The following is a 25,535-nucleotide window of genomic DNA, read 5'->3' on the forward strand; positions in this document are numbered from 1 at the left end:
ATATTTAAAATACTGTTAAATCTGGTCGTATAAGATTCGAACTGTTGTTATCTTGTCCAAAATAAATTTTAATCCATTATTGTAGTATGAAAATACTGGTTACTATCTCAAGAATATTCGTAGCAGCACTCTTTCTGTTTTCGGGATTTATAAAACTAAACGATCCATTAGGGTTCTCATATAAACTTCAGGAATACTTCGGAGAAGGAGTTCTTAATTTAGAGTTTTTAATTCCGTTTGCTTTATTAATAGCAGTTTTTTTAGTGATTTTTGAAATTATATTGGGGATCACATTAATATTGGGATATCTGCCTAAGTTTACTATATGGTCATTATTGGGGATGATCGTGTTTTTTACGTTTCTCACCTTCTATTCAGCATATTTTAATAAAGTTACCGATTGTGGGTGTTTTGGTGATGCATTACCATTAACTCCATGGGAATCATTTACCAAAGATGTTATTTTACTCATATTGATATTAGTGTTGTTTTTTGGAAGAAAATATATTACTCCTATTCATCCCGTTGCTACACATAAGTGGATTGTTTTTGCTGGTTTCACAGCTTGTTTGGCATTTGCATATTATGTTTTGATGCATTTACCCGTATTTGACTTTAGAGCGTATAAAATAGGAACCAATATTGAAGAAGGGATGCAAATCCCCGAAGGAGCGCAAGAAGCAGAATTTGCTTACCATTGGAAATTTACTGTTAATGGAGAAGAAAAAATAATTACTACGAGTGGCGAATATCCGCAGGTTGAAGGAGATTTTATTAATGTTGAAACCGAGACTGTAAATGAAGGATATGAACCTCCTATTCATGATTTTGCAATCACAAAGAATGATGTTGATTATACTGCAGAATTTTTGCAAAAAGAGAACCTGGTGTTAATAGTGGCCTATAATTTATCAAAAAGTGAAGCCGAAGGGTTTAATAAAGTTAAAGAAATAACCGATAAAGCAATTTCTTCAGGTTATGAGGTGATTGGACTTACAGCTTCTGGGCCCAAAGATATATCACAAACTAAATCTAGATATGATTTGAGTTTTGATTTTTATACGACCGATGAAACTGCGTTAAAAACAATTTTGAGGTCAAATCCAGGGATCGTAAAATTAAAGAAAGGAACTATAGTTGAAAAATATCATTGGAATGATGCTCATAAAGTACCTTTAGAAAAAGTAAAACGACCAGAACCTCAGATTAATAAAAGGCTTAAAGCTCAATTAGATAGTGTGATGATCCTAGATCAGGATGCAAGAAATCAGCGAGTGCCACTAGATGAGTTAAAAATTTTGGATAGTACAAATACCGTATTTGTTGAAGAAATATTCAAAACATATGGATATCCAGGAAAGTCTCTTGTGGGAGAACAAACAAGTATGGCGGCCTGGCTGATAATACATCATTCAGAGAAGATAGATACACATTTACCATTGATTAAAGAAGCTTCTAAAAAGGGAGAACTTGATTTTACATTTGTAGCAATGATGGAAGATAGACATCTAATGAAACAAAATTTGGAGCAAATCTATGGAACACAAAGCACCTTTAGCAGTGATAAGGGCTTTATATGGCCCATTAAAGATCCAGAAACTGTTAATGAAAGAAGAAAAAATGCTGGTTTTAAAGAAACGATAGAAGAGTATAGTCAACGAATAGTTGGCGTTCCTTATAAAATATATACTATTGATGAAGTTGAAGCTCTTAAAAAAGCAGATAAACTTAAAGAAAAATCTAACAAATAATGTTGTTGTGGTACTTCAATAAATTAGGGTATGCTATACTAACTTTATTGGGTGTAGTGACAGTAATTTTTTTACTTTTTACATTGTTACCTGGTGATCCGGCACAAATGATGCTCGGACAGAACGAAAGTGAAGAACAGCTAGAAAATGTTCGAAGAAAGTATGGTTTCGATAAGCCTATAACAACTCAATACAGGTATTATTTAAATGACCTTTCTCCCATTTCGTTTCATAGTCTTGATACTAAAGATTTCTCTTATTTAGATGAGAAGAAATATTCAGCAATTAGATTGTTTAGTATTGGTAATATAGTTACCGTGATTAAGTTTCCTTATTTAAGGGAGTCTTTTCAGAAAAATGGAAAAAAAGTAAGTGATGTTATAAAAGAAACATTACCCAATACTGCTGTATTGGCGGTGTCTGCAATTTTTATCGCAATAGTTGTAGGGATTTTGCTAGGGATTTTAAGTGCGATAACAAAAGATCAATGGGTAGATAAACTAATCCAATTATTGAGTACGCTTGGTATGAGTGTTCCGTCTTTTTTTAGTGCAATCATTTTTGCCTGGTTATTTGGTTATGTTTTACATGAGTTAACAAATCTAAATATGACAGGTAGCTTATATGAAGTTGATGATTTTGGAGAAGGAAGTTATATACAGTGGAAAAATTTATTGCTTCCGGCAATAGTTTTAGGGATTAGGCCATTGGCCGTAGTAACCCAATTGATGCGTAACTCTTTACTCGAGGTACTAAGTCAGGATTATATTCGTACTGCCAAAGCAAAAGGGCTTTCGATGTTTCAAATCATTAGAAAACATGCTCTCAAGAACGCATTAAATCCAGTGGTTACTGCAATTTCGGGCTGGTTTGCCTCTATGTTAGCGGGTGCAGTTTTTGTAGAATATATTTTTGGATGGAACGGATTAGGTAAAGAGATTGTAGATGCTTTAAATACATTGGATCTTCCTATAATAATGGGTTCTGTTTTAGTTATAGCAACAATGTTTATACTAATCAATATATTTGTCGACATTATATACGGATGGTTAGATCCAAGAATTAGACTATAACCATGCACTATTAATTAATAACCACACTTTTTAACCAAAAACATAAATTTAAATTAATGAGAAAAAAAATTGTAGCAGGAAACTGGAAAATGAATAAAAACCTCTCAGAAACTGAGGTTTTACTTTCAGAATTAAAGACAAAGTTAGGAGATACAAAGAATGCAAAAATTATTGTAGCTCCTACATTTACAAATTTGTATAAAGCCACCCAGGAGTTAAAGCAATCCGGTATTACCGTGGCAGCACAAAATATGCATCAGGCAGAAAATGGTGCATTTACTGGAGAAATTTCTGCCGATATGCTTAAAAACATAGAGGTAGATACGGTTATATTGGGTCATAGTGAGAGAAGAGCATATTTTGGAGAAACCGATGCTTTATTAGCAGATAAGGTAAATACAGCCTTAAAACATGATATGACTATTATCTTTTGTTTCGGAGAAGAATTGCAGGATCGAAAAAGTGATAATCACTTTGCTGTGGTAGAAAGTCAATTAAAAAATGGTCTTTTTCATATCAAAGCAGATAACTGGAAAAATGTAATCCTTGCTTATGAACCTGTTTGGGCAATTGGTACGGGAGAAACTGCATCACCTGATCAAGCACAAGAAATGCATGCTTTTATTCGTGCTACGGTAGCAAAAACCTTTAACCAATCTATAGCTGATGAGGTTTCTATATTGTACGGAGGAAGTGTTAAACCAAATAATGCCGAAGAAATTTTTGCAAAACCAGATGTTGATGGTGGATTAATCGGTGGAGCTGCTCTGGATGCAGATAGCTTTGAAGCAATAGCAAAGGCTATTTAATTGAATAGTATAATTTTTAAAAAGCATCCCATTATCGGGATGCTTTTTTATTGGTAAACGCCTAACTTTGGGCACAATAAAAAATGAATATGTCAAATACAAAATATCTAGGGTATTATTTTAAAGTATCCCCATTACAACCCACTACAGAAATCTTAATTGCAGAGCTAGGAGAGGCAGGGTTCGAAAGTTTTGTTGAAACAGAAACAGGAGTTAATGCATTTATTCAAAAAGGAGATTGGCACCAAAACATTTTTGACGATATTTTTGTGCTAAAATCTGATGAGTTTGATATTCAATATACTTCTGAAGAAATAGAACAAATCAATTGGAATAAAGAATGGGAAAAGAATTTTACCCCCATACTTGTAGATGATATTTGTAGTGTAAGAGCTCCATTTCATGACAAACCTAATACAGAATTTGATATTGTTATAGAGCCGAAAATGTCATTTGGGACGGGGCATCATGAAACTACTCATATGATGATTCAGCATTTATTGAAAACAGATTTGAAAGATAAAAAAGTGCTTGATATGGGTTGTGGTACTGGGGTTTTAGCAATTTTATCAGAAATGAAAGGAGCGGCCCCTGTAGATGCAATTGATATAGATAATTGGTGCTACCTTAATACTATTGAAAATGTAGAACGAAATGACTGTCATCATATATCTGCGTTCGAAGGGGATGTTTCACTCTTGACAGGAAGAAATTACGATGTTATTATTGCTAATATTAATCGTAATATCTTACTTAATGATATCAAGGAGTATGCTAAGTCTCTAAATCCCGGTGGGAGCTTATTTCTAAGTGGATTTTATAAAGAAGATTTAGATATGATTACAGAAGAATGTTCAAAAAACAATTTGTTCTTTGTTGATAATTTTGTTAGAAACAACTGGATTGCAGTATCTTATCATCTAAAATAATAGACTTCTTACAGATTTAAATATGTTAAAGTTATTATATTTGTATAAAAGAGTTTTGCTATGAGTACCCAAGAAAAAGTTTTAGAAGAAGTTCTTGAGAAAACTGTAGATCAAAGTAATAATGAGATTGTCTTGTATAATGATGATGTTAATACTTTTGATCACGTTATAGAAACATTGATGTATAGCTGTGAACATACGGCTTTGCAAGCCGAGCAATGCGCTTTATTAGTGCATTATAAAGGAAAATGTACCGTTAAAACAGGTACATACAATGAACTAGAACCAAGATGTTCTAAATTGCTCGATGCAGGACTTAGTGCAGAGATAATTTAGTTTTTGTATTATATATTTTTTTATATGTAAGCCCTTTTGGGGCTTTTTTTTATGCTTTAACCCTATTTATTTAACTTTGATTTTGTGTTATATCTGGAGATAAATAATGTATTTGTGTTAAATATTTAAAATGTACTATTTTTTTAACATAGTTAAAATCAAACTTTATGATTTGTAAGAAAAAACGCTCTTTTTACTTATTTAAAGGATGTTTTTTCTTTGTATTATTATTGATCGGTTTTCTAGTATTCTAGAAGTTTTATAAAAGAATTTTCTGACAAATTAATAGTGCATTTAGTCGATTTTATGAGTTATTGAAAATTGGAATTTTCTTACTTTTTTTGATAAAATCTTACGGTTTTACCGTATTTTTAATAAATAGCATAAAAAATTAACGTATTTTAAAGAAAAAATATCATATCTTCAAACCGCAATTTTAAAAAAGTTCAAAGCTTTTAACATAATTGTAGTCGGGGTAGAACTTAAAAATTTTACCTTGATTTAATAACTACACAAACTCAACTTATTAAAATGAAAAAAATCAAAGTATTAGCGCTTTGCGCTATCGTGGCAGGTTTTGCCACGTCTTGTCAAAAAGAAGATGTTGCTACTGAAACACAAGAAGTAGTAAAAGAAGAATTATCCAAATCACAAATTGATGCATTAGCTAAGGCGGGAATTAACTCAGGTGGTGCTTCTATTGGTATTTATGAGAGTAAGTTGCCAGGAGATGATTATCTTAGAAATCAAAGGGTAATAACTATTGGAGATCTTGCTATACCGGAAGCAGAACTAGAAGGAGGAAAATTATCATTGGCTACAGCATCAGATGGTATAAACAAGCAATATAGAACTAATAATCTGGTTACTGGATCTAATCGTAGCTTTAGAGTAGTAGGATATACAGGTTCTTGTTGTGCACTTACTTCTAAAATGAGAACTGCATTACAGTGGGCTGTTAACAACTATAACAGATTAAACACTGCGCTTAATTTAAATCTTGTTTTCCAGAGTAACTTTAACAATAGTGATATGGTTGTTTATAACAACGGCCGTGGAGGCGGAGGTGGATCTGCTGGTTTCCCATCTGGAGGTCAGGTGTTTAAGCGTGTTCAAATTAATGCTGGTACAGATTCTTTTAGTACTAACGTTGTAGAGCATGTTATGACGCATGAGATTGGTCACTCTGTAGGTTTTAGACATACTGATTATGCTAGAAGAAAGTGTGATGGTTCTAATGAAGGAACTGCAGGTATAGGGGCTATATTAATCCCGGGAACACAAAGTGGTAACCAATGGGGCGGTAGTAATATCGATTCTAACTCTATCATGATCTCTTGTTTTGATGGAAATGAAGATGGAGAATTTAGTCAAGGAGATATTACCGCATTAAATGCTCTTTACTAAGAGATAAATAACTAAAATAGGCTTTGAACTTTTATACTAACCATCCCGGTAACTTGGGATGGTTTTTTACTTTTCTACTTTTGCAGGAGAATTTCGTTTTCTTGTACAGCTTTTTCGAAATTAGCTCTTACTATAGCTAAGCTATTAAAGAACTTACCTCCACTCTCTTGTTTAAATGAGATCTTAGTATGTTCATTTTTCTTATTTACTTCAGTAACAATGACACGATTTCCAATTAGTGCTTTGTAATTGGGAATACCCCCCTTTTTGATAATAAAGTTCGCCTTAGGGAAAAAAATGTGCTGATAATACTTAGCAGATGGTGTACCTAATGTTAATACATCACCCACTTCTACATTAATAGTTTTTTCTTGACCTTGAGCGCTAAAAAATGACAATAATGTAATAAATACTAACTTTTTCATGACTGTATTGTTGTATTATTGGTTTATGACTGTAACTGTTATAAAATTATCAATTTTGAATGGAATTTTAAAATCGAGATGGTTAAATAAAAGTTAATCTATTAGAATATGATAGTATTACTTTTATTTTTGCAATAAGTTATTTTAGAAAATAAGTACAGCAAGAATAAAAAGTAAGCAGATGAAATATTTACTCCAGAATTTGAAAGTTACTATTAACGATAAAATCTATTTAAAGGATCCAGAGTCCTCATCTCTTGGCAAGAGAATCATAGAAAACAGTATTATGATGATTAATCAAATGGGTTTCGAGAGTTTTACATTTAAGAAACTTGGCGAGAAAATTGGATCTAACGAAAGTTCGATTTATCGTTACTTTGAAAATAAACATAAGCTTTTATTATATCTAACATCTTGGTATTGGGGTTGGTTAGAATATCAGCTGGTGTTTTCAACAAATAGTATTTCTAATCCCAAGAAGAAGCTTAAAAAAGCTATAGAGATTATTACAAGAACCATCGAAGAAGATTCTTCATTTTCGCACATCAATGAAGTCCTCTTGAGTAAAATTGTAGTGAATGAAAACTCCAAATCGTATTTAACAAAAGAAGTAGATAAAGAAAATAAAGAAGGGTATTTCTCCATATTTAAAAGGTTAGTAAGTAGGATCAAGGATATGATCATAGAAGTTGATCAGAAGTATAAATACCCATCCAGTCTGGCTAGTACCATTATTGAAGGAGCATTATATCAACATTTTTTAAAAGAACATTTCTCATCATTAACAGATTGTAATGAAGAAAATACACCTACTGAGTATTTTACAGAACTAGTCTTTAACTCTTTTAATGAAACTGCAAATGACTAAAAATTTGTTGACTGCCTGGCAAAGGTTGATGGGACTTTTACAATTAGACAAAAAAGACATTTTACAAACATTTTACTATGCAATATTTGCAGGATTGGTTAACCTTTCACTTCCATTAGGAATACAGGCTATTATTAATCTTATTCAGGGTGCGCAGATTAGTACTTCCTGGATTGTATTAGTTGTTCTAGTAACTGTTGGTGTTGCATTTGTAGGAGTATTGCAATTAATGCAAATTCGAATTATAGAAAACGTTCAACAAAAGATATTTACCAGAGCTTCTTTTGAGTTTTCCTATCGTTTTCCCAAAATTAAAATGAGCGAACTACGTAATTATTACCCACCCGAATTGGCTAATCGTTTTTTTGATACATTAACTACCCAAAAAGGTTTGGCTAAAATATTAATTGATTTCCCTGCGGCCTTGATACAAATAGTTTTCGGGTTAATGTTACTTTCATTTTACCACCCATTCTTTATTATATACGGGTTATTATTGATAGTACTGATTTATATAGTATTTAAGTACACTGCTCAGCGTGGTTTAGAGACGAGTCTAAAAGAATCGAAGAGTAAGTATAAAGTCGCACATTGGATTCAGGAGGTAGCCAGAACTATTGTAAGTTTCAAGCTTTCAGGAAAGACAAATCATGCATTGCATAAGAATGATAACTTGGTAAGTGAATATCTAGATGCTCGAGAGAGTCATTTTAAAATATTGGTAATTCAATTCATTCAGATGATTGGATTTAAAGTTCTAGTTACCGCAGGATTATTAATTATTGGAGGGATATTAGTGATCAATCAAGAGATGAATATTGGTCAATTTGTAGCTGCAGAGATTATCATTGTATTAGTAATTGGTTCTGTCGAAAAATTAATTGTTGGGCTTGAGTCTTTTTATGATGTACTTACGTCTATGGAAAAACTGGGGCAAGTGGTTGATAAGGATTTAGAGCCTCAGGATGGAGAAAAACCATTTCACGAAGATGAAGGTTATACCTTAGAATTATCCAATATAATGTACAAAGCTCCTGATTATAATAAAAAAATATTGGATGGTGTTTCCCTAACAATAAGTCCGAGTTGTACGATATTAATTCAAGGCTCAAACGGATCCGGAAAAACTACATTACTTCGTTTAATTGCTGGTTTAATCGAACCCACCGAGGGAAATGTTTATGTAAACGATGTAGAGCTAAGGGGCGTAAATCTTAATTATTACAGGGCTCATTTAGGACAATCCTTAACAGAAGAATCTCCTTTTGAAGGAACTCTATTAGAAAATATAACTTTTGGAGATGATACTATTACATATGAGGATGTGTATTGGGCATTAGAAAAAGTAGGGCTGACACAATTTGTAAAAGAACAACCCAAAGGGTTAAAAACAATAATATACCCAGAGGGAAAGCAAATATCGTACAGTGTGTCTAAAAAAATAGTTTTAGCCAGAAGTATAGTTCGAAAACCTAAGCTTTTGATTTTAAAAGATCCGTTAGATCAGTTTGATGAGGGTGAAGTAACAAGAATTATGAATTTCCTTACCGAACCATCAAGTCCATGGGCTCTGGTTGTAGTAAGTCAAAACCAAAAATGGATACAAAGGTGTGGTAGGATTATTAATGTTGAGAACGGTAAAATAGTAAGTGAAAAATAAAAAGCTATGTTGAATATTTCACATAATAAACTTAATAAGCAGGTTAATCTTTCTGAGTATAATGCGATCCAGAAAGTTTTTCATAAAAGACACTATAAATACTTTAACCGCTTTCTAATTACGTTTACTGGCATGGCATGTATCGTGTTATTTCTACCCTGGACACAAAATATTTCTGGAAAAGGGTTTTTAACGACTTTAAAACCAGATCAACGCCCGCAAACTATACAATCTCCAATCCCTGGTAGAATAGAAAAATGGTATGTACAAGAAGGTGATTTTGTAAAAAAGGGAGATACAATACTCTTTATTTCCGAAGTGAAAAATGAATATTTTGACCCCAACTTGATTGCACGTACTGATCAGCAAATTCAGGCTAAATCAATGTCTGTAACATCATATGAAGGCAAAGTAAAAGCGCTAGAAAATCAAGCAAAGGCCTTACTTAATGAACGAAGTTTAAAACTACAGCAGGCAACCAATAAACTACTTCAGTCAAGGTTGAAGGTGCAGAGTGATAGTATTAATTTTGAAGCCGCAAAAACTAATATACGAATTGCTGAGCGTCAGTATGATCGTATCCTTCAATTAGAAAAAGAAGGACTAAAGGCCTTAAGTGATGTAGAAGAAAAACGATTAAAACTTCAAGAAACACAAGCTAAATTAATTTCGCAGGAGAATAAACTATTAGCTAGTAAAAATGAGGTGATTAATGCACAAGTAGAAATCAATAGAGTAGGGGCAGAATATGCAGATAAAATTGCAAAATCTAGAAGTGATAAGTTTACTGCACAGTCTAACCAGTTTGATGCTGAAGCCCAGGTGACAAAACTTGAAAATGAATATACTAATTACGAAATGCGGAGCGAGATGCATTATATCAAAGCACCACAAAGTGGGTTCATCAATAAAACATTAATGTCTGGAGTAGGTGAGACGTTCAAAGAAGGAGATCAATTAGTAAATATTATGCCAACAGATTATGATTTGGCAGTAGAAACATATGTGAAACCTATTGATCTTCCTTTGATTCATATAGGAGAAAAAATAAGAATACAATTTGATGGTTGGCCAGCTATTATATTTAGCGGTTGGCCGAATATTTCTTACGGAACTTATGGAGGAAAGATTGTAGCTATAGAAACGTTTATAAGTGATAATGGAAAATATAGAGTACTCATTGCACCTGATTCCAACGATTATGATTGGCCTAAGGATATACGCGTAGGGTCTGGAGCAAATTCTATGGCTTTGCTTGAAGATGTACCCATCTGGTTCGAATTATGGCGTAAACTTAATGGTTTCCCTCCTAACTATTATCAACCCAGTAGCGTAAGAGCTAAACCTGAAAAGAAATAAGATGAAGAAAAACCTTTTGTATGGCTTTTTGTTCTTAGCTATGCCAATTTCTGCCCAGGAAATGGATACAACGATTCTCAATTTTAAAGAATATTTAGGGTATGTAAAGAAATATCACCCTGTTGCTAAGCAGGCAGAATTAAATATAGATATCGGTCAAGCTAATTTAATGAAAGCCCGAGGAGGGTTTGATCCAAAGATTGAGGTAGACTATGATAGAAAAAAATTCAAAGGGACAGAATATTATGATCTACTGAATACTACATTTAAAATTCCTACCTGGTATGGTATCGAGTTTAAAGGTGGTTTCGAGCAAAATGATGGGGAGTTTTTAAATCCTCAAAATTCAGTGCCCGAAGACGGACTTTTCAATGCTGGGATTTCAGTTGCTGTTGCACAGGGATTATTAATTAATGATCGTATGGCGACTTTGCGTAAAGCCAAGTTTTTCAGAGAACAAACTAAAGCAGACCGGGATCTGTTAGTTAATCAAATTTTGTATAATGCTTCGTTGGCATATTTTGATTGGTTGAAAGCCTATAATGAAAAAGAAATTTACGGTAACTTTTTAGATAATGCTAAAGTACGATTAGAAGGGATAAAGAAGAGTGCATTTGTTGGTGATAGAGCGGCTATTGATACCGTAGAAGCTAAAATAGCCTACAAGAACAGGGCTCTAAGCCTGGAGCAAGCAAAAGTGAAGTTGATGAAATCGGCTTTAGAACTCTCCAATTTTTTATGGTTAGAGAATAATATACCTATAGAATTACAATCTGATGTAACCCCAGATACTAATGTCGAACGGGATATAGATAGCACATTAGAGATTCAGGGAAATCCATTAGACAGCTTTACCATAGAAAGCCACCCAAAGTTAAGATCGTTGCAATATAAAATAGATGGTTTAGAAGTCGATAGAAAGCTTAAAGCAAATAAATTGCTTCCAAGAATTGATTTAGAATATAACTTCCTGACCGAAACACCAGATGTAGGGAATTCTTTTAATACTGCTGAGTATAAAGGAGGGGTTTCGTTTAAATTTCCACTTTTCTTAAGAAAAGAAAGAGGGGATCTTAAATTAGCCAAATTTAAAGTACAAGATGCACAATTTGAACAAGAAACAACCCAATTGCAAATCAAGAATAAGGTGATGGCCATCTATATAGAATTGGAATCTTTTATCAACCAAAATGAGCTTATATCCAATATTGTAAGTGATTATAGTACATTACTTACCGCAGAAGAGCGTAAGTTTAGTTTTGGCGAAAGCTCACTTTTTCTAATTAACTCAAGGGAGCGAAGCCTTATTGATGCTAAACTTAAAGAGATCGAAGTGCAAAATAAGTTCTTTGAGGCAAAAGCCAAACTGTTTAATAGTTTGGCCGTAAACCCAGAGAGCCTTTAATGTATAGGTGTTTTTTTAATCAAAAATACTTCGAAATTGAAAGCCTAAAGAAACTATCTTCCTTAAAATTTGATAAAATCAATTCATTTGTGTCAATAGTATTGAAAATCCGTGCTTCTATTTCTGCGGTCCAGCTGCTTCCAAAACGTCTTGAAGCCTCTAAACTAAAGATTGTGCTACTGGATTCGAGATCGGCAATTCCTCCGATTAAAATCGAGGTGTCTTGTGTATCATTAAAAGCGATACGGCTTCCAAAAAATACATCATTTTGTAAGGCATTTAACGCCAGTTCATCACGATCATCAAATAGGTATTCACCAAGAATACCAATGTCTAATCCATTTCTGTCAATATTAGAAAAAGTATATTCCAGTCCTGCTACCAAGGCAAAAAAATCTTGTGCTTCTGCGGTACGATAAATAGATTCTAATTTCCATAGAAAAGCATCATGTGTGACTTGTAGCTCTAAACCCGTTTGATTGATTACAGGGTAAAAAGCATTTATGTTTCCCGAAGTATCAAATGTAAAAAGTGGTTCTCTGCCTGTTCCATAAAAATGAGATAATCCAATGTCAAAAATATCAAAGTAATGTTTCCAACGAAAAGCAAGATCCTGCCTCCATTCTTTGGCGCCGCTTTCATAGGCCAAATCATCTTTATCAATAACCGTTGGAAAACGTAATCTTCCTTTCTTTCCTGCAAAAGTACGTTTACGATGATAGGGGAGGTAAAAGAAATCAAAGGTTCCGAATTTTTGAGTTATCCAGGTAAACTGTGCCATGGGTTGCCCTAATTTTTCTTCACCATCAAAGGTTTCCACAGCATCAGTTTGATTAATAATATCCACCAAATGATTGCTTTCTGCTACACCCCAATATACTTTTTTAAGCCCCAAGCTAAGTTCCCAGTTGTTTTTGGCTTTTTGGTAATACAATTCACGTATATCCCAATGTGTACGTTCATCATCCACATCCAAACGAAAAAAACCTTTGAAATTAATGCTTTCGTAACCTTTATTCCAGTCAATAGCATATTCTGGTCGTATAGCCAAAGAAGGAAAATGATCTTCTTGATCTTGGAAAAGTGCATTGTCATAGAAATAGCGATACTCTGACTCTAATTTTAATTCAAAATCATGATTCACTTTTTTGGGTGTTTCATTTTGAGAATGAATACTTTGTAAGCTATATAGCAGTAGTATTATAAAATAGATATATTTAACTTTCATGTACTAAATTTTAATGCTTTGATCTTTTACAAATCCAAGGGTAGTGAGCATTATTCCAATTAGAATAATGAATAATAGAGCAATAAAGAATGGGTTTTGATATAGAAAAAATAATCCTAGAGTGCATAGACAGAAAAATACTCGTATTGCTATAGTCCATTTGTATATTTTTTCGACTTGATATTTAAAAATCAGCAGGACCAAAAATCCTAATCCTAAGAACATCATACCCAATAAATTTCCTAAATCTGATGGATATATTGTATTGCTCTGTAAAATGGAAAACACAAGGCCGGGTCGTAACAATAGTAACAATCCACTAACCAAAAGAACCGTTATGGGGTATAATAGACTTAGCCTTGTGTATTTCATTGTCTTTTATTTATTGTCCGGCTCTCTGCAGCGCAACCTGAGTGAAATCTTCCTCGACTAGGTTAGCCTCAAAGTTATATTCACTAAATTTTAGTAATGTCTCTTTATTACTTTGGTGATTAACCATATTGAAAGTCAAAGCTCTCCAGTATTTTCCTTTGTATAATTTGTAATCACTATAATTTAGTGTCTTTAAAAGAGAGTTTTTACGATCGTAGAATTCCACTTTTTCAATACGATACCCTTTATCTTTATTATACGTTACAATACGTCTTGTATACCCTGATTTTGGATCAACTGGATCTTGTTCGACAATCAAAAGACTTCCCTTTTCTTCTAGAAATTTATAAGAATATTTCTCTACTTCTTGTGAAGAAAGATCTTCATAAGCAAACTCGCTGCCCACAAAAGGACCAGACTTATTATTAGATGATATTCTTTTTACTCTTTTGATTGAGGGCAAGAATAGCCACTGATCATCTGATCCAACTTTATGAGTAAAAGTTAAGGTAGAGGTTCCTTTTACATCTTTGGGACTATTAAAAACAATCATGGATTTATCCCCATCTTCTGTTTGTTCCAACGTTCTGGTCACTAGTAAACGTTCACTGGTTTGGCCATTTTTGTTTTTCAGAGTCATTTTCAGGTTTACTATCGAGCTGTTAAACCCTTGATCTGCTTTGTCTGCCGCTATGGCAATTTGTAACCCTCGTTCTTCTGCACTTTGTGCAGATAAAGTTGTTATTCCGAATATTGCGACTACCGCAAAAACTATTTTTTTCATTTTTAATATGTTTTTATTATTTATAACTTGATTTACTATATATAAATAACAGCAAGATTTGAGCGATTCGTCTCGGGCCAATCAAACTCAAACCCTACTGTTACATCCTTTTTTATTATAAAGCTATTTGTCTAATTGTATTTGAGGTTTTAGTTCTTCTACAGGAGCTTCTACTTCACTCTTTTTACTAACAAGAATTAGTAATGATGGTAGTAGAATGAAATCTATAATTAGTGCAGAAAGTATGATTATAACGGTTATCCTTGCCATGTAACTATTTAGAGCAAATGATGAAGTAGAAAGTACAGCGAATCCTGCTAAGAGTACTATTGTTGTGGTTACTAATGCTTTACCAACCGTTTCAAAAGCGTAAACAACTGCTTGTCTAGAATCATAACCTAATTCACGTCGAGCTCTAAGGAACTTACTCATAAAATGCACTGTGTCGTCTACTATGATCCCTAGTGTCATCCCAAAAACAATCACCATCCCCGTATTGATCTGTGCCTTGTACATTGCCCAAAAACCAAAACCTACCAGAACCGGAGTTACATTGGGAATAATACTAAGTAATCCTAGTTTGAAGTTTCTTAAAGCAAACATTAAGACCAATGAAATTAGGAGTAATGCAATTATATTTCCCTTAAACATGCTGTCTGCCTGTCGAAATCCAAGTGTAGAGAACATCAAGGTTGGACTTACGCCTATGGCATGCATAGATTCTGGGGTGTTTTTCTGTAACCAGTTTTCGGCTCTTTTAGAAAAAGCGATCATTTCTGCGCTTGAGATATTTTCGATCGTTACGGTAACTCGTGTCTCTGATTTATCTACGTTTATTTGATTGTTTAAGTCTAAACCAAAGGGTAGTGACAGTTCATATAACAGTAAGTATTGAGCTGCTTCTTCACGATTATCAGGAGTACGGTAATAACTTTCGTTATCCCCATGCATAGATCGATTTACTCTACGAGCAACCTCACTAAAGGCATTTACATGTACCACCTCTGGTTGTTCGTTTAACCAGTTTTCAAAGGCATTTAATTTTTGAAGGTATTCGGGATTGTTTATTCCTCCACTTTCTCCACTTCCTACCGAGAATTCAACATTATAAATTCCGGTTAGATTTTCACTAATGTAGTCTGTATCACTTCTAAATTCTACAGTTTCATCGAAATAATTAATAAACTCATCATTAAACTGATTTTTTGTAGCTAGATAGGTAAGTCCACCAATAACAGCTAATGAAATCAGGGATAATCTTACAGGTTGCTTAGCTACAAAACGACCAAGATTAGTGTATAAACTAGTTTTCTCTATTGTAGCTTCTTTTTTAGCTTTTACTTTTATAGGTAAAATAGCCATAAGAGCTGGTAAAGCCGTTGTAGAATATAAGAAGGCCATTGTCATCCCAAAAGCCGTAATATTACCTAAGTCCCAAAACGGCGGTACATCACCAAAATTCATGGTTAAAAATCCAATAACTGTTGTTAAGCTGGTAATAAATACAGGCATAAAATTAAGCCGCATGGATTCAGCCAATGCATCTTTTTTGGTATATCCATCTTTCCGCATTTTTTGCAACATGGTGATGAGAATATGAATACTGTCGGCCACTGCCAGTGTTAAGATCATGGTTGGAAATACTGATGAAGGAGGAGTAAGTTTTATACCCAAGATTCCTACAAACCCAATAGCACTCATAATTGAAAATAGCACAACTACCAGAGTGGCTACGGTGCTAAAAAAACTTCTGGTGAGAATTAACGTCGTAATGATTACGATGACTAACATGATCATGGTAAGCATTAAATCTCTCATAGAGGATTCAAAGAAAGCCGTGTTTAAAGGAACCAAACCAGATGAATGTACTTGAAAATCAGGATGCTTCTCTTTAAAGTCTGAAATAGCTCCGCGCACAAAGGCCGTCACCTCAGGTATTTCTTTAGCACTGTCTTCTCCTGGTAGTCGAACAGTAACATTGATAGCCGTTACACTCCCTTTTTCGTTTAATAAACGATTTACCAAAAGCGGTTCTTTTAATGCCTTTTCTTTAATGCTTTTAATCTCTGCATCCGTTTTAGATGCAGATTCATAAGATAAATCATCAACATACAAATCATCTCCCTGGGCACTAGTATGCTGAAAATTGGTAATGGCATCAACTCTTGAAGAATAAGGGGTATTCCATGCCTCTGCTGTTAACTCTTCTATGGCGATTAAGTTTTCTTTTGTGAAAACATCTCCGTTAGAAGGGGAGAGTACGATTACAATGTTGTCATCTTTGGTATATTTTTCTTGTAGTGCATCAAAAGCTTCCAATTCTGGATTAGATTCACTGAAAAATACGTGATAATCACCATCAAACTCCATATTACCTTGCGAACCAAGCCCCATAGCGATAATCAAAGTTGTAATTAATACAGGCCATTTGAATTTGATTGTAAATTCTGCCCATTTTTTTGCAAACGCATTCGTGGCGTTACTTGCTTTTTTAAGTGCATTCATATTATTTGTTGTTAGTTGACCAGTCGACTATGTACTTAAACGAAAGCCTTCCTGATACAGATTGTTATGAGTTTTATATTTAGACGATTTAATTCTGGATAATAGGACAGATCATAAAAAGAAATTGAACTAAAATTGTTAAATAATTGACCGGTCGGCTATTTTTTATATGTTTTTATTTGAGCGTTAAGTTATAGTTTATAAGTTATTCGAATAGTATTTAAAAGTTAATAACTGACCAGTCGTCTATTAAATATTTAAAAAAAATTATTTTAGTAGAATCATTCTGACCATTTTAGTAAAATTATCAATAGGATAGGCACTATTCATTGCTTTCATTGTGATCATTGCCCCTTTGCCAGCGTCTTCCATAAAAGCAACAAGATCTGAAGCTTCAATGTTAGAGTCGACTTCACCAAGTTTTTGTGCTTCTTTTATTACTTGTGTTATATGTGCCTTGATCATTTCGGTCTTGGTGTTAATAGCATTCCGAATCGCTTCATTATGTTCTGCCATCTCGTTCGCTAGGTTACAACCCATACAACCCATTTTACAATCAAATTCTTCCTTCAAAACCTTTGAATGAAACTCATAAAAATCGATAACTCGTTGTCTTGGTGATACCGACTTATTTTGCAAAATCTCTAATGCGGGCGGAAATTGCATATCAAAGTACTTTTCGATAGATTTAACCGCAAAATCTTCTTTACTATCAAAATAGAAATAAAAAGAACCTTTAGGTACACCAGCTTCTTTTACAATATCATTTACACTTGTAGCATTATAACCTTTTGACCATAGTAGCATCATACCCTTTTCGATAAGGGCATCGGCTTTTATTTCATGTTTTAGGGTCTTTGACATTGTTTGTTACAATTCTGAGGCAAAAATATGACCACTCGTCTAGTAAAACAAAATTTTAAGTGTTAAAGTTTTGTTTATAGCTAGATAACTCTTTAAAAATAAAAAATTTTGGTCCGAATTTGTGGATACTAATAATTATTCTATATTTGCTATTAGATGGATCAGTCTAATTGATTATGAATATTAAACATAGCAAAGAAGATATTATTAAAACCGGAATGAATTTATTCCGGTTAAAAGGGTATCATCATACAGGAACCAAAGAGATTATTGGTGAAGCTGGAATATCCAGGGGATCATTTTATAACTTTTTTAAAGACAAAGATGATTTTGGTGTACAAGTTTTAGATTATTATACTAAATGGACTTCGGATTATTTAGAGGAATTATTATCAGATACGGACAAATCACCTATGCAAAGGATTATACATTTGTTTACCGAATTTGTAAATACTTATAAAGAGGTAAACTATAAATGGGGATGTCTTTTGGTAGGAATGACCCAAGAATTGGCTGGTATTAATGAGGTTTTTACGAAGGCTTCACGCAAAAATTTTGAGACACTTATTGATCCTCTTTCCGATTGCATTGAGGAAGGACAAAAAAAGGGTGAAATATTGAACCTATGGACTCCACGACAATTAGCAATGAATGTCCTTGCAGGGTATAATGGAAGCTTAATTCTTATGAAATCCGGCCTGAATAGTGAGCCGCTTGATGCTTTTCTTGCACAATTAGAACATTCACTTAAATCCTAGAAATAGTATGACTACAAAGGAATTGGTAAAAAAATGGAAAGGGAACAAAAGGTATACGTTAAAATTTATTGAGATGATGCCCGAAGAACATTTTGATTTTAAACCAGTAGATGGAATGAAGACTTTTCAATCTCAGATTAGTCATATTACCTCCTGGCTAAGAACACACAGCCGGTTTGTGACAGGCATAGAGTTCCCAAAGGTAAGAACAAGTTCTAAAGAAATGGTTTTTGATGCCCTGGAGAATTTTTTTAACACCTTTATTGCCAGCTTGGAAACCTTGACCACAGAACAACTTACTGAGGTAGTGGATGTATGGTATGGAAAAACCACTAGGTATCAAATTGCCAATGTCATGGATAATCACCTTTCGCACCATCGTGGTCAGATGGTGGTATACCTGAGACTAGCAGGACACAAACCACCTTCCTATATTGGATGGTAGTTTTTTTATTTTTTAATTAGACAGACTGATCTATATAATTAATTTTAACCTTTAATCCATAAAAATGAAAACGAAAAAAAATCTTTTTAGTATGCTTCTCACAATTGTGGTTACATTACCATTATTGGCCTGTAAGAACCCTGCTAAGTCTGCATCTTTTACTATTAAAGCGGGTGCCTTAGTAGAAGTGATGTATATTGATGCATCATCTCAAGTAACCAATAAAGTAGAGGGACTGCTCCCTGCTTTTTCGAAAAATGTATCCTCAATAGGAGGTGAAGTATTAGCCAAGTTTAAGGTAAGCAACTTGGCCAATACAAAACGTAAAATGACGCACATTGTTTTGTTACAATGGAGTGATATCTCAAAAAGAACAAATCTACAGGGGCAAGATACTTTTAAAAAACTACTGGAGGCCGTCGGTAAAGAAAACATCCAATTCGGTTTCTTTGGAGCTCAACAGGATACACCAGTAACTTTACAAGCTGATAAAATTTATGACTTTACGAGTGCTTGGTTTATAACTGATGATCCCTGCGCATTTCCACCATTATTCCAGGTGTTAGGAGGTTATTTTCAAAAAATAAACCCCATAACTAAGGCATACGGAATTTCGCAAACAGCTTTTTTCGGGCCGCATCCTGCTATGCCAAAAGAACCAAATGCGTTCATACCACATATGTTCGGAATCTTTGAATGGCAAAAATACGAGGATCGGGAGGTGTTTAACAATGATCCGAAATATACGGCGCATGTAGACGTACGAAATGCTGTGCTTAAGGAGATGGATGTAATTTTTGCCAAACTAATGCTATAATTTTTTTATCAATCACATAAATAGATTGGTCTGTTTATTTAATGTTTAACTTTTATTATTTCTTACAATGAAAAAAACAATCAAAACAACAAATTTTGTAAATGCGCCTTTGGATAAGGTATGGGCCAAAGTAGGCCCCGGTACTAATATGGATAAATGGATGCCTATCGTTGCCAGTTGTACCGTAGACGGGAACAAGCGAGTATGTGGGACTCACGAAAACGGAACTTTATATGAAACAATTTTGCAGTCTGATGAGGAGAACAAAATATTTCAATATCGTATTGATGAGCAATCCATGCTTCCTGTATCCGGAATTATAGGTACTATGAAGCTCTCAGAGAAAAATGGAGGGACTCAATTGGATTGGGATGTTGAATTTGATATCTCAGAAGAACACGAAGGCGCTTTTTCAGAAATAAAAGCAAACACTGAAGGGCTGTATCAGATGGCTGCAGCCAGTCTTGAAGAATATACCAATAGTTAGTTTTAGAGATGCTAAATCGGTCCTTTTTAAAAGGACCGATTGGCTTTTTAGATACTATAGGATTTATAACATTAACATGTTTACGGTTAAAAACTTAAAACAATAACATAACAAATAGGCTATGTATAAAAATGTGAAATTTAATAATGCTGAAGGCCCTAAGGCGCTAGAAATCATAAAAGAAGCTATTCCTATACCTGGAGATAATGAGGTTGTAGTACAAATGAAAGCAGCTGGATTAAATCGTTCAGAACATATGTACATGAACGGTGTTTATGTAATCGATCCAGTTTTTCCTTCATTAATAGGAACTGAAGGCTCCGGAGTTATTCATACCAGAGGTAAAAATGTAACCGATTTTAGTATAGGGGATGCTGTATGTATTACGCCTAATATTCTGCCGAACGAATATGGAGTTATCGGTGAATACGTTTTAATTCCTAAAGAAGCTTTGGTTCCAAAACCTCAAAATCTTTCATTCGAGGAATCCGCATCAGTATGGATGTCGTTAACAACTGCTTATTGCGGTTTAATAATGAATGGTGGACTCAAAAATCAATCCGGACAAACTGTAGTTGTAACAGCCGCAAGTGCTCCCATAGGCGTTGCAGCCATGCAAATGGCTAAAAAATATGGAGCTACTGTTATTGCTACATCTCGCACTTCACAAAAAGATGCTTTTTTACTTGAAAATGGAGCAGATTATATCATTCATAGTGATCAAGAAGATATTTCAGAAAGGATACTCGCGATAACCAACAGCAATGGGTTTGATATTGCATTAGATTTAGTGTTAGGTTCTTTTACAGGAAAACTTGCATTGGCTGCATCACAGCATGCCACTATTGTTGCAGGAGGTATTTTATCTATGGAAATACCACAACTACCCTTTTTTCCTGTGGTAATGAAGAATTTAAAGATAGTAAGTTTTCATGTAGTATTTCATTTACTACGAAATCCCGAAGCATTCAAAAAAGCAGAAAAGGAGATTTTTGAAGGTTTACAATCCAATACGTACCGACCGGTAATAGATAAGATATTTTCATTAGACCAGGTAGCAGAGGCGTATGAGTATTTTGGGACCGGCAATCAAAGAGGGAAAGTAGTAATTACTATTTAGGCTAAACAAGATTACTCATATCAATTTTATTCATTTACCACGAGACTTACGAACTGGAGGGATATTGCCGATCAAAGGGCTATTGCTCTTTATTAGCTCCACAATTTTTTCAGCACTTTCTTCAAAATCGTCAGCATCTTCAGGAAGCAGGAGCCAGGTTTTAATCTTATACGTTTCCAGATTTCTAAAAGAAGGAAACATGGATTTTAAAGCTTCATGATGTTCAATTTTGGTGGCAATCCAAATACCATTGTCAATGGGGTTATCATCTTTTTGTCTCGTAGCCAAAATGATCTTTTCACCATAGTATATAGCAACATTGCCGAACATCCTTTTTGTTCTTACGGGTAGTGAGTATATTAGATCAAGTATAAATTCATACGGAATCATAATTCAAAAGTATATGTTTTGATAACCTTAACCTTCCCATTCCCTACAAATTTCTAAAAGAGTTTTAATTACTTTTATCTTTATCATATGTCAAGACGAATAGTCATATTGCCTTTTGATACCAAAAATGTTCACCTTCAATATTTTGTAGAGAGCATACAGGATTTGTTGATCGAAGAGTTGAACCGTTCCAGAACTTTCACAGTAATCTCTAAAGAATCTGCAAAAATAGCTTTTGAATCATCAAAAAATATCCAAGGTATCCCTAAGCAACTAGATGTTTTTGAACTGATCCACGGATCTATTGAAGAAGAAGATACTATTAATATTAAGATATGTCATTACCAATTGAATCCTGAACATGTTGAAACAAGGGGATTTTCGATATCCCATACTAATATTTTTGCCATAGGAGAAAAATGTAAGGAGATGATGCTTGGGTTTTTAGGTATACAAAATGAGGTTTCGGCTTCCTTAGGACATTATCGCTCAATACAACCGAATTCTTACCAAAAACTGATATTAGGCAATTATCATTTTAATCGTTGGACACAGGACAATGTTGCTGAGGCTATAGACCTGTACCAAAATGTTATCGAACATGAACCTGATTACGCATCGGCATATCTAAAATTGGCTAAATGTTTTATTTTTCAGGCAGGAAGAGGATATGCAAAGCCTAATAATGTGTATCCCAGGGCACGAGAGGCCGTAGAAAAAGCATGGGATCTACAACCTCATTCGGGCGAAGCAATCATTTATAAAAATCTGATAGACTTCTTTTATGATTTGGATTGGAGAAATGTGTATAAAAGTATTGAAAAAGGACTTGCAAATCATGTTGATGCAAGTGAAGCCTATCAACAACTTTCGTTTTTTTGGTATGGCTTAAAAGAATATGATGCCGCTTTGGACGCATTGTATTCGGCTCTTGAGTATGACCCTATTTCCACAGGAATTCTTAATATGATTGGAGATGTGCAGTTAAGTGCTAAGCGATATGATAGTTCGGAAAAAACCTTCCTGTCTATTCTTAAGATGGTACCCAATGATGCAGCTTCTCTAGAGAACCTTCTATATATTGCCGCACTACGGGGTAATCGATCAAAATGCTTGTTCTACTTGGGTAAATTAAGAAAAATACTTCCCAGAGAAGAGCGTTTTGTCCCTAGAATGGCCTATGCCTTCGGTAAATTCGGAATGGAAGAAGAGGCGAGAGCATATCTTGATTATTATGATACCTTAGAAAAATTAAAACCGTATCGAGTTTTACATAATTTTAAAGCTCAGGTATATTCTGGCTTGGGAGATTGGGAAAAAGTTATGGATTGTATCGAAAAAGGCTGGAAAGCAAGAACAGGAATTCTTTATATCCTCACCGATCCTCAGTTCGAACCTATACGAAAATGGAAACGCTATCGAAACTTGATTTCAGAAATTCAGCTTCCGAAAAAGGCTGAAGATATTCATTATATAAGTTTAACAACCGATATCAAAAAAAGTATTCGTGTCAATCTGAAAGCATTATTATTTATAAAAGCAGAAGATAATTATACAAGACTGTATTTTTTTCAAAATTTCAGGGTTGAAGAAAAGTTGGTACGAGCAACTTTAAAGACTATAGGAAGACAACTACCACAAAATTTCATTCGAGTTCATAAAACATATATACTGAATATTGATGTACCGTTTCAAGTATTTGGAAATTCTAAGACCAGATTTATTACTCATACCCAGCACGATTTTGAGATAACTGTAAGTCGCGGCTTGGATAAAACTATTTTGAAGTTTCTTTTAGAAAAATCCCAATAACTACCCTTTTACTACAAATCCGCCTTATTTTTCCTAATAACCTACCCATTGATAACATAAAAATTAAAGAAAACCGGTTTCTTCAGATTTTTGAGGTGTTCATGATAATTTAAAAATGGAATAATGAAAACACTTCAAACATTTACAATGGCAGTACTTATTGTCGCAACGACTACAATGTCTGCCCAAAAATGCGATCCAACGGCTTGCAAAACAACAAAAGAAAAGAAAATAGTTATGGTATCAGGAAAAATGTCCTCTTCAACAAGTAATGCAGGAATAGCTGCAGATGGTAATCAAAAAAGTATAAACGATAGTGATTATGTGTTAATTGATCTAGTGGTGCTTAATATGGGTTATGGAGAAAAAGACAGGGCCGCGTATAGTAAGAAAACAGCTAAAATTGCATCAAAATACCAATTGAAGAAAGCACAAAGTTATGGTATTCAGTCTCATCTGGCCGGTATGGGGCCAAAGAATGCTTTCGAATTTAATTTATGGACCATGCCTTCACCTACCTCAATGGCAGCATTAGGGCAAGATCCAGCATATCAGGCCAATGTTCCTAACCGGGATAAAATACATGATATGAAAGCATTAACCTTATTTTTGGCTCGACCAAAAACAGGATTTGGTGGTTTTACACCAAAAGACGGGAAATCATATTTACTTGATTTTGTAATTATGAATGAAGGAGCAGGTGCATTACAACGATCGATTTATAATTCGAAGGTTCGCAAGATTGCCAAAAAACATAATGTGGATATGGTTGCCTCTTTTGATGTTTTACAAGAATTGGGAGGAGCAATTCATAATGTATTAGAAGTAAATATATGGGAGATGGATAGCCCAGCTAGTATGAAAGCTTTGGGAGTTGATGCAGAGTATCAGGCCAATATAGAATTTAGAAATCAGATTCATAATATGCAGGATCTTACCTTATATATGGCCAATGCAAAGCGGTAGGAACTAAAACGTTAAAATCCCTAGCTGTTCAAAGTTCGAATAAATGAAAAATAAAAAGAAAGAATGGTTTAAATCTCTCTTTGTATGTGATTGTAAAGGCTGCAAAAATAGAAATGATAATGCTATAGATGATAAGAACCCAAAGCGCAGTTTTTATTACACTCTTTTTAAAGGAGGACAATAACGAAATGATGGGTCTACATGAATTTGTATGAATGATGAATGGTGAACAACAGGGAGAGGCCAACCTTTGGTTTCTCCCTGTTTCCCTATATAGATAAGGTTTTGGGGGTAAAGTAAAAATTAAACCAATTGGTCTAAATTAAAAATATTTTATATATTTGTCCCGCTATGGGATACAAGCATAACAAAGAAGATATATTAGAAACTGGATACCAGGTGCTTCGTAAGAATGGGTATCATGATGTAGGGATTAATCAAATTTTAAAAGAAGCAGGTATTCCTAAAGGCTCTTTTTATAACTTTTTTGAATCCAAAGAAGATTTTGCCAGACAAGTAGTGGAGTACTATGGCTGTAATAACAGTAACTGGATAAAAACGCTTTTCGACGAATCCACGGAAACTCCAATTAATAAACTGAAATCCTTTTATAAATTATTGGTATCCTACAATGAGCAAGATAATTATAATGGCGGTTGTTTGGTAAATTCTATGAGCAATGAGGTTGGACGAAATAGTGATACGCTTGCGGCAGAGTTGGATAAGCAATTTAAACAGTGGTTGGTTATTATTAAGGATGTTGTAAAAGAAGGGCAGGAGTTAGAAGAGATCACCACCAAGTATTCATCCATGGAGATAGCAGAATACCTACATTCAGGTTTTTTCGGTACATTTTCCAGGATGAAGGTTACAAGAAGTAGGACATATATGGATGTTTGGATCGAAATGACTTTTAACTTCATAAAGGCTTAAATTTTTTTGATTATAAAATAAGTAGAACGGTC

General features: G+C 34.0%; 24 protein-coding genes. 18 read left to right on the top strand and 6 right to left on the bottom strand.

Annotated elements, in window-relative coordinates; all coding sequences use genetic code 11:
* Positions 1 to 86: 86 nt before the first annotated feature.
* From ABW637_RS17655 to ABW637_RS17680, 6 genes are all read left to right on the top strand, one after another.
* Complete coding sequence (locus tag ABW637_RS17655) at positions 87 to 1,751, top strand: BT_3928 family protein (protein ID WP_367586046.1); 1,665 nt, start codon at positions 87 to 89, stop codon at positions 1,749 to 1,751.
* Positions 1,751 to 2,824, top strand: coding sequence for an ABC transporter permease (locus ABW637_RS17660; protein ID WP_367586047.1), 1,074 nt, complete (start codon positions 1,751 to 1,753; stop codon positions 2,822 to 2,824). Before ABW637_RS17655 ends, ABW637_RS17660 begins: the two co-directional genes overlap by 1 nt.
* 56 nt (positions 2,825 to 2,880) lie before the next feature.
* Entirely contained in the window at positions 2,881 to 3,633 is a 753-nt protein-coding gene (gene tpiA, locus ABW637_RS17665; RefSeq protein ID WP_367586048.1) for a triose-phosphate isomerase, read from the top strand.
* Positions 3,634 to 3,722: 89 nt separating this feature from the next.
* Positions 3,723 to 4,562, top strand: coding sequence for a 50S ribosomal protein L11 methyltransferase (gene prmA, locus ABW637_RS17670; RefSeq protein WP_367586049.1), 840 nt, complete (start codon positions 3,723 to 3,725; stop codon positions 4,560 to 4,562).
* 60 nt (positions 4,563 to 4,622) lie between these two features.
* Positions 4,623 to 4,898: an ATP-dependent Clp protease adaptor ClpS gene (locus ABW637_RS17675; RefSeq protein ID WP_367586050.1), complete on the top strand. Its 276-nt coding sequence runs from the start codon at positions 4,623 to 4,625 to the stop codon at positions 4,896 to 4,898.
* A 531-nt stretch (positions 4,899 to 5,429) separates the two neighbouring features.
* The gene (locus ABW637_RS17680) at positions 5,430 to 6,305 is read left to right on the top strand and encodes a M57 family metalloprotease (RefSeq protein WP_367586051.1); all 876 of its coding nucleotides are present in this window, start codon (positions 5,430 to 5,432) and stop codon (positions 6,303 to 6,305) included.
* Between the two features lie 74 nt (positions 6,306 to 6,379).
* Here the strand turns inward: ABW637_RS17680 and ABW637_RS17685 are convergent, their stop codons facing one another.
* The gene (locus ABW637_RS17685) at positions 6,380 to 6,730 is read right to left on the bottom strand and encodes a hypothetical protein (protein ID WP_367586052.1); all 351 of its coding nucleotides are present in this window, start codon (positions 6,728 to 6,730) and stop codon (positions 6,380 to 6,382) included.
* Positions 6,731 to 6,911: 181 nt separating this feature from the next.
* Here ABW637_RS17685 and ABW637_RS17690 point away from each other — a divergent pair, with 181 nt between their 5' ends.
* From ABW637_RS17690 to ABW637_RS17705, 4 genes are read left to right on the top strand one after another with little or no spacing between them, the layout of a single operon-like run.
* Entirely contained in the window at positions 6,912 to 7,598 is a 687-nt protein-coding gene (locus ABW637_RS17690; protein WP_367586053.1) for a TetR/AcrR family transcriptional regulator, read from the top strand.
* Entirely contained in the window at positions 7,591 to 9,258 is a 1,668-nt protein-coding gene (locus tag ABW637_RS17695; protein WP_367586054.1) for a peptidase domain-containing ABC transporter, read from the top strand. Before ABW637_RS17690 ends, ABW637_RS17695 begins: the two co-directional genes overlap by 8 nt.
* Positions 9,259 to 9,264: 6 nt before the next feature.
* The gene (locus tag ABW637_RS17700; protein WP_367586055.1) at positions 9,265 to 10,617 is read left to right on the top strand and encodes an HlyD family secretion protein; all 1,353 of its coding nucleotides are present in this window, start codon (positions 9,265 to 9,267) and stop codon (positions 10,615 to 10,617) included.
* A 1-nt stretch (position 10,618) separates the two neighbouring features.
* Entirely contained in the window at positions 10,619 to 12,022 is a 1,404-nt protein-coding gene (locus ABW637_RS17705; protein ID WP_367586056.1) for a TolC family protein, read from the top strand.
* Positions 12,023 to 12,041: 19 nt separating this feature from the next.
* On the opposite strand, the gene ABW637_RS17710 is transcribed toward ABW637_RS17705, so the two are convergent.
* The 4 genes from ABW637_RS17710 to ABW637_RS17725 form a co-directional block, all read right to left on the bottom strand.
* The gene (locus ABW637_RS17710; protein WP_367586057.1) at positions 12,042 to 13,250 is read right to left on the bottom strand and encodes a hypothetical protein; all 1,209 of its coding nucleotides are present in this window, start codon (positions 13,248 to 13,250) and stop codon (positions 12,042 to 12,044) included.
* 382 nt (positions 13,251 to 13,632) lie between these two features.
* A complete protein-coding gene (locus tag ABW637_RS17715) occupies positions 13,633 to 14,406 on the bottom strand; it encodes an outer membrane lipoprotein-sorting protein (RefSeq protein WP_367586058.1) in 774 nt (257 codons plus the stop codon).
* 123 nt (positions 14,407 to 14,529) lie between these two features.
* Complete coding sequence (locus tag ABW637_RS17720; protein WP_367586059.1) at positions 14,530 to 16,911, bottom strand: efflux RND transporter permease subunit; 2,382 nt, start codon at positions 16,909 to 16,911, stop codon at positions 14,530 to 14,532.
* Between the two features lie 267 nt (positions 16,912 to 17,178).
* Positions 17,179 to 17,775, bottom strand: coding sequence for a TetR/AcrR family transcriptional regulator (locus ABW637_RS17725; protein WP_367586060.1), 597 nt, complete (start codon positions 17,773 to 17,775; stop codon positions 17,179 to 17,181).
* 176 nt (positions 17,776 to 17,951) lie between these two features.
* Here ABW637_RS17725 and ABW637_RS17730 point away from each other — a divergent pair, with 176 nt between their 5' ends.
* The 5 genes from ABW637_RS17730 (at position 17,952) to ABW637_RS17750 (ending at position 21,402) form a co-directional block, all read left to right on the top strand.
* A complete protein-coding gene (locus tag ABW637_RS17730; protein ID WP_367586061.1) occupies positions 17,952 to 18,533 on the top strand; it encodes a TetR/AcrR family transcriptional regulator in 582 nt (193 codons plus the stop codon).
* A gap of 7 nt (positions 18,534 to 18,540) precedes the next feature.
* Entirely contained in the window at positions 18,541 to 18,978 is a 438-nt protein-coding gene (locus tag ABW637_RS17735) for a DinB family protein (protein WP_367586062.1), read from the top strand.
* A gap of 64 nt (positions 18,979 to 19,042) precedes the next feature.
* Positions 19,043 to 19,795: a hypothetical protein gene (locus tag ABW637_RS17740; protein WP_367586063.1), complete on the top strand. Its 753-nt coding sequence runs from the start codon at positions 19,043 to 19,045 to the stop codon at positions 19,793 to 19,795.
* Positions 19,796 to 19,862: 67 nt separating this feature from the next.
* Positions 19,863 to 20,282 carry an SRPBCC family protein gene (locus ABW637_RS17745; protein ID WP_367586064.1) on the top strand — a complete coding sequence of 140 codons (420 nt, stop codon included), beginning with the start codon at positions 19,863 to 19,865 and terminating at the stop codon, positions 20,280 to 20,282.
* Positions 20,283 to 20,403: 121 nt separating this feature from the next.
* Complete coding sequence (locus ABW637_RS17750) at positions 20,404 to 21,402, top strand: zinc-dependent alcohol dehydrogenase family protein (RefSeq protein WP_367586065.1); 999 nt, start codon at positions 20,404 to 20,406, stop codon at positions 21,400 to 21,402.
* A 30-nt stretch (positions 21,403 to 21,432) separates the two neighbouring features.
* Here the strand turns inward: ABW637_RS17750 and ABW637_RS17755 are convergent, their stop codons facing one another.
* Positions 21,433 to 21,792, bottom strand: coding sequence for a hypothetical protein (locus ABW637_RS17755; protein WP_367586066.1), 360 nt, complete (start codon positions 21,790 to 21,792; stop codon positions 21,433 to 21,435).
* Between the two features lie 87 nt (positions 21,793 to 21,879).
* On the opposite strand from ABW637_RS17755, the gene ABW637_RS17760 reads away from it, so the two are divergent.
* The 3 genes from ABW637_RS17760 (at position 21,880) to ABW637_RS17770 (ending at position 25,503) form a co-directional block, all read left to right on the top strand.
* On the top strand, positions 21,880 to 23,604 hold the full coding sequence (locus ABW637_RS17760) for a tetratricopeptide repeat protein (protein WP_367586067.1): 1,725 nt from the start codon (positions 21,880 to 21,882) through the stop codon (positions 23,602 to 23,604).
* A gap of 123 nt (positions 23,605 to 23,727) precedes the next feature.
* On the top strand, positions 23,728 to 24,570 hold the full coding sequence (locus tag ABW637_RS17765; protein ID WP_367586068.1) for a hypothetical protein: 843 nt from the start codon (positions 23,728 to 23,730) through the stop codon (positions 24,568 to 24,570).
* A gap of 351 nt (positions 24,571 to 24,921) precedes the next feature.
* On the top strand, positions 24,922 to 25,503 hold the full coding sequence (locus tag ABW637_RS17770; RefSeq protein WP_367586069.1) for a TetR/AcrR family transcriptional regulator: 582 nt from the start codon (positions 24,922 to 24,924) through the stop codon (positions 25,501 to 25,503).
* Positions 25,504 to 25,535 lie beyond the last annotated feature (32 nt).

Source organism: Aquimarina penaris (assembly GCF_040786285.1).
In the GTDB taxonomy this organism is placed as follows: Bacteria; Bacteroidota; Bacteroidia; order Flavobacteriales; family Flavobacteriaceae; genus Aquimarina.

Excerpts from the sequence above, each read along its gene's own strand:
- ABW637_RS17730 (WP_367586061.1), top strand. The coding sequence starts at position 17,952 with ATGAATATTAAACATAGCAAAGAAGATATTATTAAAACCGGAATGAAT.
- ABW637_RS17710 (WP_367586057.1), bottom strand. The coding sequence starts at position 13,250 with ATGAAAGTTAAATATATCTATTTTATAATACTACTGCTATATAGCTTA.
- ABW637_RS17705 (WP_367586056.1), top strand. The coding sequence starts at position 10,619 with ATGAAGAAAAACCTTTTGTATGGCTTTTTGTTCTTAGCTATGCCAATT.
- tpiA (WP_367586048.1), top strand. The coding sequence starts at position 2,881 with ATGAGAAAAAAAATTGTAGCAGGAAACTGGAAAATGAATAAAAACCTC.
- ABW637_RS17745 (WP_367586064.1), top strand. The coding sequence starts at position 19,863 with ATGAAAAAAACAATCAAAACAACAAATTTTGTAAATGCGCCTTTGGAT.
- ABW637_RS17725 (WP_367586060.1), bottom strand. The coding sequence starts at position 17,775 with ATGTCAAAGACCCTAAAACATGAAATAAAAGCCGATGCCCTTATCGAA.
- ABW637_RS17765 (WP_367586068.1), top strand. The coding sequence starts at position 23,728 with ATGAAAACACTTCAAACATTTACAATGGCAGTACTTATTGTCGCAACG.
- ABW637_RS17715 (WP_367586058.1), bottom strand. The coding sequence starts at position 14,406 with ATGAAAAAAATAGTTTTTGCGGTAGTCGCAATATTCGGAATAACAACT.
- ABW637_RS17750 (WP_367586065.1), top strand. The coding sequence starts at position 20,404 with ATGTATAAAAATGTGAAATTTAATAATGCTGAAGGCCCTAAGGCGCTA.
- ABW637_RS17685 (WP_367586052.1), bottom strand. The coding sequence starts at position 6,730 with ATGAAAAAGTTAGTATTTATTACATTATTGTCATTTTTTAGCGCTCAA.
- ABW637_RS17720 (WP_367586059.1), bottom strand. The coding sequence starts at position 16,911 with ATGAATGCACTTAAAAAAGCAAGTAACGCCACGAATGCGTTTGCAAAA.
- ABW637_RS17695 (WP_367586054.1), top strand. The coding sequence starts at position 7,591 with ATGACTAAAAATTTGTTGACTGCCTGGCAAAGGTTGATGGGACTTTTA.
- ABW637_RS17660 (WP_367586047.1), top strand. The coding sequence starts at position 1,751 with ATGTTGTTGTGGTACTTCAATAAATTAGGGTATGCTATACTAACTTTA.
- ABW637_RS17740 (WP_367586063.1), top strand. The coding sequence starts at position 19,043 with ATGAAAACGAAAAAAAATCTTTTTAGTATGCTTCTCACAATTGTGGTT.
- ABW637_RS17675 (WP_367586050.1), top strand. The coding sequence starts at position 4,623 with ATGAGTACCCAAGAAAAAGTTTTAGAAGAAGTTCTTGAGAAAACTGTA.
- ABW637_RS17680 (WP_367586051.1), top strand. The coding sequence starts at position 5,430 with ATGAAAAAAATCAAAGTATTAGCGCTTTGCGCTATCGTGGCAGGTTTT.
- ABW637_RS17690 (WP_367586053.1), top strand. The coding sequence starts at position 6,912 with ATGAAATATTTACTCCAGAATTTGAAAGTTACTATTAACGATAAAATC.
- ABW637_RS17770 (WP_367586069.1), top strand. The coding sequence starts at position 24,922 with ATGGGATACAAGCATAACAAAGAAGATATATTAGAAACTGGATACCAG.
- ABW637_RS17735 (WP_367586062.1), top strand. The coding sequence starts at position 18,541 with ATGACTACAAAGGAATTGGTAAAAAAATGGAAAGGGAACAAAAGGTAT.
- ABW637_RS17755 (WP_367586066.1), bottom strand. The coding sequence starts at position 21,792 with ATGATTCCGTATGAATTTATACTTGATCTAATATACTCACTACCCGTA.
- prmA (WP_367586049.1), top strand. The coding sequence starts at position 3,723 with ATGTCAAATACAAAATATCTAGGGTATTATTTTAAAGTATCCCCATTA.
- ABW637_RS17760 (WP_367586067.1), top strand. The coding sequence starts at position 21,880 with ATGTCAAGACGAATAGTCATATTGCCTTTTGATACCAAAAATGTTCAC.
- ABW637_RS17655 (WP_367586046.1), top strand. The coding sequence starts at position 87 with ATGAAAATACTGGTTACTATCTCAAGAATATTCGTAGCAGCACTCTTT.
- ABW637_RS17700 (WP_367586055.1), top strand. The coding sequence starts at position 9,265 with ATGTTGAATATTTCACATAATAAACTTAATAAGCAGGTTAATCTTTCT.